The sequence below is a fragment of the Paenibacillus hemerocallicola genome (genome assembly GCF_006265175.1).
Lineage (GTDB): Bacteria > Bacillota > Bacilli > Paenibacillales > NBRC-103111 > Paenibacillus_AB > Paenibacillus_AB hemerocallicola.
The window spans coordinates 43,092-49,680 of record NZ_VDCQ01000070.1; the positions used below are offsets into that span (position 1 = coordinate 43,092).

5 protein-coding genes are annotated in these 6,589 nt (G+C 57.1%); 3 read left to right on the plus strand and 2 right to left on the minus strand.

From position 1 onward, the window contains the following. Positions 1–123: 123 nt before the first annotated feature. Entirely contained in the window at positions 124–1,395 is a 1,272-nt protein-coding gene (locus tag FE784_RS33595) for an NAD(P)H-dependent flavin oxidoreductase (RefSeq protein WP_342779156.1), read from the minus strand. 488 nt (positions 1,396–1,883) lie between these two features. Between FE784_RS33595 and abc-f the strand changes: the two genes are divergently transcribed. From abc-f to FE784_RS33610, 3 genes are all read left to right on the plus strand, one after another. Further along, entirely contained in the window at positions 1,884–3,647 is a 1,764-nt protein-coding gene (abc-f, locus tag FE784_RS33600) for a ribosomal protection-like ABC-F family protein (protein WP_176706698.1), read from the plus strand. Between the two features lie 92 nt (positions 3,648–3,739). Then, positions 3,740–4,639, plus strand: a complete 900-nt coding sequence (locus tag FE784_RS33605; RefSeq protein ID WP_139606624.1) for an EcsC family protein — start codon at positions 3,740–3,742, stop codon at positions 4,637–4,639. 691 nt (positions 4,640–5,330) lie between these two features. Beyond that, positions 5,331–6,179: a MurR/RpiR family transcriptional regulator gene (locus tag FE784_RS33610; RefSeq protein WP_139606625.1), complete on the plus strand. Its 849-nt coding sequence runs from the start codon at positions 5,331–5,333 to the stop codon at positions 6,177–6,179. Positions 6,180–6,320: 141 nt separating this feature from the next. Here FE784_RS33610 and FE784_RS41675 read toward each other — a convergent pair. Continuing rightward, the coding region (locus FE784_RS41675; RefSeq protein WP_218103858.1) for a hypothetical protein at positions 6,321–6,589 on the minus strand (269 nt) is incomplete at its 5' end.

Genomic DNA, 6,589 nt, shown 5'->3' on the forward strand with positions numbered 1-6,589 from the left:
TTTTCATCACCGTCGGCCGGACAGCCTTTTTAAACCATGTAGAACCATCTAAGTTTCAGGGTCCCCGCAAAGTACCCGGACAAGCATCGGGGCAAAAGCTTCGCTTTGTGGGGTTATTTACCGTTAATGCGGGTCGCGTTCGTCCGCGCCCGTGCCCGTGCCTGCAAGCAAAGTTCGGGCTTGCTCCGCGATATCCCGGACGATCTTGGCTGCCGGGGTATCCCGGGTAAGCAGGCGGATCGCCTGTCCGGTCCAGAGCGACATGTAGTCGGGGTTGCTCTGCTTCGCAGCGGCTTGCCGGATCGGGCCGGTAGCCGTATTATGGCTCGGGAACGGCATGGGCGGAATGCCGCTGCGTTCGGCTTCTTCGATAAAACGGTTGCAGAGTCCCCGCGCCGGCCGGCCGGAAAACCAGCGGGTGACGACGGTGTCCTCCTCCGAGCCCGCCAGCAGCGCCTCCTTGTAGGCGGCATGGGCGCCCGACTCGACCGCGGTCAGAAACCGCGTGCCGAGCTGGGCCCCTTGCGCCCCGAGGAGCAGCGCCGCAGCCAGGCCGCGGCCGTCCATCACTCCTCCGGCGGCGACGACGGGCACGTTCGCCCGGTCCGCAATCTGCGGAACGAGCGAGAACGTGCCCACGAGGGCCCCGTACGGGTAACGTTCGGCATCGAACGTGCCCCGGTGGCCCCCGGCGTCGCTGCCTTGGGCGATGAGGACGTCGCAGCCCGCCGCCTCGGCGAGCCGCGCCTCCTCCACCGTCGTCACCATCGTCGTGACGAGCCGGCCCGCTTCGCGCGCCGCCTGCCCGAGCGGCCCGGGGAGCGGACCGAACGCCGTGCTGATGATGGGAACGCCCTCCTCCAGCAGCACGGCGAACTGCCGCTCCAGCCGATCGGGCGTCGGCGACGGCTCCGTGCCGGCCCGCGCGGGCACGCCGAGCTCCGCGCCGAGCCGGTCGATCACCGGCTGCACCTCGGCTTGCCGCGTATAATCGTCGCGCATCGGCGCGACGAACAAATTGACGCTGAACGGCTTGGCCGTCAGCCGCCGGACGGCGCGAACCGCTTCGCGGATCGCCTCCGGCTCCATATAGGCCGCGCCGAGCGTGCCGAGGCCGCCCGCCTCGGAGACGGCGGCCACGAGCTGCGGCGTCGTCGGTCCTCCGGCCATGCCGGCCTGAATAATCGGCAGCCGGATGCCGAGCAGACGGCAGAGCGGGGTATACAAAGGATCGCGGGACATGTGACGGCTCCTTTCTAACGTTACTGAGCTTTTTTCTGGCACGATTAAGAAGATACAAGAGTTGCGCGTCCGTCGAGGAATTCCTTTTTTCGCTGTACGATATGGAACCGCTACGTTCGAACGCTTACCAAATCCGTCTGAATTTACTTTCATATCACAACGCAGGGTGTCGCCAATCGGGTCATACCCCGGCCGGACCCGCTCCGTCGCGCATTGACACGACTATCATGCTCCATTATACTGTGAGCAAGCCGCAGGACCAAGCAAAACAAGCGGCTAAAACGAAGGAAAGGGCAAGGTACCCGGTGCCATGGACCATGAATCCCAATCGTAAGGCAGCTCATTTGATCATGTTTCGTAAATGTTCAAATTCGAATTGACCCGGAGATTAGGATACGTCTGTCCATACGCCAAGTACTGTCCCTTATTGGTGCCGATCGCCGCCCTTGCGGCGTGCTGCACGATTCGTTCGTATACGATTGTTGCTTTATGCCAAGAGCCCGGCGGGTTTGCTTGTGCATGAACGGCGTCGTTTCTCGGATCGTTCGGAGGCAGCAGTGTATCAGTGTATTTGGTTGCGCCCAATGGCGCATGGAATAGAAACGATCGAACTCCTCTCCGGGTACGGGGAGGTTTTTTGTATGTTAAGACTGGAAGCGAATCAAATCGAGCGTCTGATCGGCGACAGGCTGCTGTTTCGGATAGAGGGCGCGCTGCGTCTATATGAAGGAGAACGGGTCGGCCTGGTCGGCGTGAACGGGGCGGGCAAAACGACGCTGCTCTCCGTATTGGCCGGCTTGGAGGAACCGGACGCGGGCACGGTAGTGCGGCACGGCACCGTTGCGGTAGTGAAGCAAATGGACGCGCCGTTGGACGCAACCGTCGATTCCGGGCCGGATGAAGCGGGGGACGCCGTGCCCGACGAATTCGCCACGATGAGCGGGGGAGAGCGTACGAGGTGGAAATGGGAGCAGGCTCTGCACAAACGCGCGGCGATATTGTTCGCAGACGAACCGACCAGCCATCTCGACACCGACAAAGCGGCGAAGGTCGAAGAGGAGCTGCGTGAGTACGAAGGTACGGTAGTGCTCATCTCTCACGATCGGGCTCTGCTGGACGCGGTATGTACCCGTATTCTCGAGCTTGATGACGGCTCCTTGCGCGATTACGCCGGAAATTTCACCGAATATTTGCGGCAGAAGGAGCTGCAGCGCGAGCGCGAATGGTTCGAATACGACCAATACGCCAAGGAGAGGAGGCGGCTGGAGCGGGCGGCTATCGACAAAGCGGAACAGGCGCGGGGCATGAAGAAGAAGCCGACCGGTAAAGTGGACAGCGAGGCCAGACTCGGGAAAGATCAGTTCAACAGGCGCAAATCGAAGGTAGAGAAGACGGTGCAGTCGATTCAGAAGCGAATCGGGCAGCTGGACGTCAAGGAAAAGCCGAGAAACCGGGAACAGCCGGTATTCGATGTGCGGTATCATTCGCCGATCCACGCGAAGGAGGCGATCTTTCTCGATCAAGTGGGCTGCTCGTTCGGGGAGAGGCAATTGTACTTGCCATTTTCCTGCAGTGTGGCGCCTGAAATGAGGATCGGGATTGTCGGCGCGAACGGCTCCGGCAAGACGACCCTGATGCGCACGATCATGGATAGGGGAGCGGGAGTCCGATTGGCCGCAAACGCCAAGATCGGTTATTTCGACCAGCGATTGGACGTACTGCGCGACGATCGTACGGTGCTCGAGCAAGTGGCGGAGACGAGCGACTATCCGGAGGCCAGTATCCGGACCGTGCTGGCCCGCATGCTGATGAAGCGGGACGACGTGTTCAAGCCGGCGGCGGTGCTGAGCGGAGGCGAGAAAGTCAAAGCGGCGCTGGCCAAACTGTTTATGGCCGATCATAACGTGCTGCTGCTCGACGAGCCGACCAACTACTTGGACATATTCGCGAGGGAGAAGCTGGCGCAAGTGTTGAAGGAATATCCCGGGACGATTTTATTTTGCTCGCACGACCGGCATTTTCTAAACGAGCTGGCCACTCACCTGCTTGTTATCGAGAATGGTCGATGGACGTTCGAATACGGAGGTTATGCGGAGTTCCGCGAGCGGAAGCAAAAGCGGGAGTCCGCCGACAACGGCAAGACGTCCGTGACGAATACCGCCGCAAGTGCGCTTTCGGGCAAAGGTATCCCCCGCATGCCGGATTCGAATTCCGATCCCGACTCGAATGCGATGCCGGCAACGCGAGTCGAAAGGGAAGAAGAAATGCTAAGGCTCGAGATGGAACTGGTCGGGCTGCTGGGGCGGTTGTCCGCACCGGGCAAGCATGACGTAAAGGAAGAGCTCGACGGGCGATATAAACAATTGAGCGGACGGCTGAAACAATTGAAGGAACACGATGGTTAACCGGTAGGCGCAATTCCAGAAACTGACGCGATGCACCCGAATGGCTTCCGATCCGTATAACATACTATTAAAGGACAGGAGTGGATGATCATATGGAGCTGCACCCCGATGGAACCTCTGCCTTCGAAGAAGGAGCTTCCGACTCCTTGAGGGAGCCTCCGAGATATAAGGGAGAAACGAAGCAGCACCTGGAAAAGGAGCTCGAGACCATAGCTCGATGGGAACGCGGTCAGAAAGATTTATGGTTCTGGGAGAAGCTCGGGCGCATCCCGTTCATGCTGCTCGACAAGCTGACGCCGCAGGCGATCCAGAACAAGATCGGGCAAGCGATCGACGAGCTGGGCGGCTACGTGCAGACGGGCGGGCGTTACCTGGTCTCGGAAAAGTCGATGCTATCGTCCCTGAAACGTACTGCTGCGGAAACGGGATATGACGGTATTCCCGTCGAGACTGTCGCGCAGGCCGGCGAGCTGCCGCTGGCCGTGATGGATCTGGCGGCGGATCAACTGGCCGAGAGCCGCAAGAAAATCGCAGCCGTGCAAGGCGCGACGACCGGATTCGGCGGGATATTTACGCTCGCGGTCGATATTCCGGCGCTGCTCGGACTGTCGCTCAAGGTGCTTCAGGAGACGGCCATCTGTTACGGATTCGACCCGAACGATCCGAGGGAACGGGTATTTATCGTCAAATGCTTGCAGTTCAGCTCGTCCGATATCGTTGGCAAACGGGCCGTTCTGGAGGAGCTCGCCGCATTCGACGGCGGGGGAGAAGGTCGGCAGCTCGCCTCCCAGCTTCAGGGTTGGCGTGAGGTTGTGGCGACGTATCGGGACAATTTCGGTTGGAAAAAGCTGTTCCAGCTCGTTCCGGTCGCGGGGATGCTGTTCGGGGCGCTGCTGAACAAAAGCACCGTGAACGACGTTGCGGAAGCCGGCAAAATGATGTACCGGAAAAGAAGAATCGTTCGCAGGCTTCAGCATAACGGCGATGTTTAATCTCGTTAATCGAACGCCGAGATTTTGATCGATCTAAGCTGTAATGGGCCAAACGAAATCCCGTACGCGCTAATGGTGCTACGGGATTTTCAAATCCCGTCCGACGCTCCGCGAATATGTTCCCCCGTCGTATGCTTCAGAGCAACGGTGGGGTCTGAAGTTATTTCATTTCATAGTGCAAATGGTTTGATTTTATGTTATTAATCGCGCGGTTGCTGTGCGCGTCGGCCGATGGACGTTTTCATGCGGCTAGCGATGCTTGTCCCGTCTTCTTTACATGCACGTTCCTTCGTCCCGGCAATGCGGCTGGCGATACGCCGTGGCGGGTGAATCCGCGAGGAGCTTTTGCGGTACAATAGTGTCAAATCGTCATTGGTCGGCACGGAATCCTTCCTTAAACCGTCCGGTACACTTGATCGCCGATCGATTCATACAGCTGGCCGAACGCCTCGCGGTCTCCGTCGCGTACGCGCTGCAGCAGCTCGTTCTTGGGTTGGCCATTCATCAGGGGCCGGCCTCCTTCAACTATATTGGATCTATAGCCGCCTCGTGTTCAATATGGCTGGAAATTATATTGCGCACGCTGTTCGCATCGGTTAAGCTAGACAGTGAGAATGTTTATTACTGTTAAATAAATGTTCCATCCCAACTGTCATCCTCTTCGGGAGACGCCAGAGAAACGAGTGATTAGATGAACGGCGGGTTAGTGGCGCTGAGAGCCATACTGGATCAACTGAAACCGTCCGAACGAAAAGTTGCGGATTATATATTGGAATACCCTAAGGATGTCGTCAAGCTTTCGGTGCAGAAGCTCGCGGAATATAGCGGCGTCTCCGAGGCGACGATTATTCGTCTTTCGAAGACGATGAATATGAAAGGGTTTCAGGAATTGAAGCTGCGCATTGCCGGGGACCTCAGCTCCAACATTCCTGCCGGATGCTATGAGGAGATCAAGATGGGCGCGACCGTCGAGGAAATTATCCAGGCGGTGAGCAACAACAACAAGCAATCGATTCAGGACACGATGTCGGTGCTTTCCATCGAAGAGGTGGAGAAAGCCGCGGAGGCGCTCTCCAAAGCCCGCAAAATCGACGTGTATGGAATGGGGGCATCGGCCGTCATCGCCCAGGACATCCATCAGAAGCTGAGTCGGATTAATTGGTGGTGTCAAGCGTATGCCGATTTCCATGCACAGTTGACGTCAGCCGTTACTTTGACCGAGAACGATGTCGCGTTCGGCATTTCGTACTCCGGACAAACCGATGAAATCATCGAGACGCTGACCGAAGCGAAGAAGCAAGGCGCGACCATCATTACGTTGACCAAATTCGGTTCTTCCCCCGTCGCCGAGCTGGGAGATATCCGGTTGTTCACGAGCTCCGTCGAGCAAAGCATAAGAAGCGGAGCGATGGCATCGAGAATCGCGCAATTGAACGTTGTGGACATTTTGTTCATCACGATCGCGAGCCGTCAGCAGGATAAAGTAATCCCGTTGCTCGACAAAACGAGATTGGCCGTCAGTCGGACTAAGCGCTCGTAGCATCGTGTCTGTACAGTATGCCGTCCCGCTTTTTAAGGTTTATAACATTTCCATTTGCGATGGACAAGCAAGTATGCTATATTAGTTTTCGTTGTCTTTTACGAGACGAATCGAATACGAATGGCTCTAAGCTCGCGGTATTCAACTACCCTTGCCCGGAGGAAAAGTTTCGGTTGCGTTTTGGATGACAACGTGGTAGTATATGAAACTGTCGCTCGAACATGATTCAAGCTTCGAACGATGGGTAAAAAAAGAAGTTGCAATGCAGCGGTGAAATGTGGTATAGTAAATTTCGCTGTCGCAAGACAACAAATGCTCTTTGAAAACTGCACAACGAGTGAAAAGCAAAAACACGCAAGTGTTAAGATTTTGAGCTATCTGCTCTAAAATAATGGAAGCTTCGGCTTCCA

Coding starts and splice junctions, on each gene's coding strand:
- FE784_RS33595 (WP_342779156.1), bottom strand. CDS start 1,395: ATGAAAGTAAATTCAGACGGATTTGGTAAGCGTTCGAACGTAGCGGTT.
- abc-f (WP_176706698.1), top strand. CDS start 1,884: ATGTTAAGACTGGAAGCGAATCAAATCGAGCGTCTGATCGGCGACAGG.
- FE784_RS33605 (WP_139606624.1), top strand. CDS start 3,740: ATGGAGCTGCACCCCGATGGAACCTCTGCCTTCGAAGAAGGAGCTTCC.
- FE784_RS33610 (WP_139606625.1), top strand. CDS start 5,331: ATGAACGGCGGGTTAGTGGCGCTGAGAGCCATACTGGATCAACTGAAA.